Raw genomic sequence first — 1,062 nt, 5'->3', positions numbered from 1 at the left:
TGAGCTGGTACTTCTCGGAGTCGAGGTACTCCTCGCCGCCCTCGCGCAGGGGGGTGTTCTCGCACAGTTCGTAGCCGCTGTACACACCCCAGGTCGGTGACATCGTGGCGGCGAGCACCGCCCGTACCTCGAACGCCGGGCGCCCGCCGTGCTGGAGGTAGGCGTGCAGGATGTCGGGCGTGTTGACGAAGAAGTTCGGCCGCATGCACGCCGCCGCCTCACCCGACAGCTCCGTCAGATACTCCGTCAGCTCCTGCTTGGAATTACGCCAGGTGAAGTACGTGTACGACTGCTGGAAGCCGATGGCGGCCAGGGTGTGCATCATCGCCGGGCGGGTGAACGCCTCCGCCAGGAAGATCACATCGGGGTCGGTGCGGCCCACCTCCCCCAGCACCCGCTCCCAGAAGACGACCGGCTTGGTGTGCGGATTGTCCACCCGGAAGATCCGCACCCCGTGGGCCATCCAGTGCCGCAGCACCCGCACCGTCTCCGCGACCAGCCCGTCCATGTCCGCGTCGAAGGCGATGGGGTAGATGTCCTGGTACTTCTTCGGCGGGTTCTCCGCGTACGCGATCGTGCCGTCGGGGCGGTGATGGAACCACTGCGGATGCTCCTTGACCCAAGGGTGGTCCGGGGAGCACTGCAGGGCGAAGTCCAGCGCGATCTCCAAACCCAGCTCACCGGCCCGGGCGACGAAGGCGTCGAAGTCTGCCAGCGTGCCCAGATCCGGATGGACGGCGTCATGACCGCCCTCGGGCGAGCCGATCGCCCAGGGCACACCGACATCCTCGGGACCGGGGGAGAGGGTGTTGTTGCGGCCCTTGCGGAACGTCGTGCCGATCGGATGGACCGGCGGCAGATACACCACGTCGAAGCCCATGTCCGCGATCGCCGGCAGACGCCGGGCGGCGGTGCGGAACGTCCCGTGCGGCTGCTCCGGCGTGCCCTCCGACCGCGGGAAGAACTCGTACCACGCCCCGTACAGCGCCCGCTCCCGCTCCACCAGCAACGCCAACTCCTCCGAGACGGTGAGCAGTTCCCGCAACGGATACCGGACGAGAA

General features: G+C 67.9%; 1 pseudogene. It reads right to left on the bottom strand.

What is annotated here, in order from left to right:
* Positions 1–1,062 (bottom strand): annotated as a pseudogene (locus tag FNH04_RS46225) (alpha-1,4-glucan--maltose-1-phosphate maltosyltransferase); the annotation flags it as partial.

The sequence above is a fragment of the Streptomyces phyllanthi genome, assembly GCF_009377205.1.
In the GTDB taxonomy this organism is placed as follows: domain Bacteria; phylum Actinomycetota; class Actinomycetes; order Streptomycetales; family Streptomycetaceae; genus Streptomyces; species Streptomyces phyllanthi.
The sequence above is the reverse complement of the archived record's forward strand: the minus strand, read 5'-3'. Positions and strand labels throughout refer to the sequence as shown.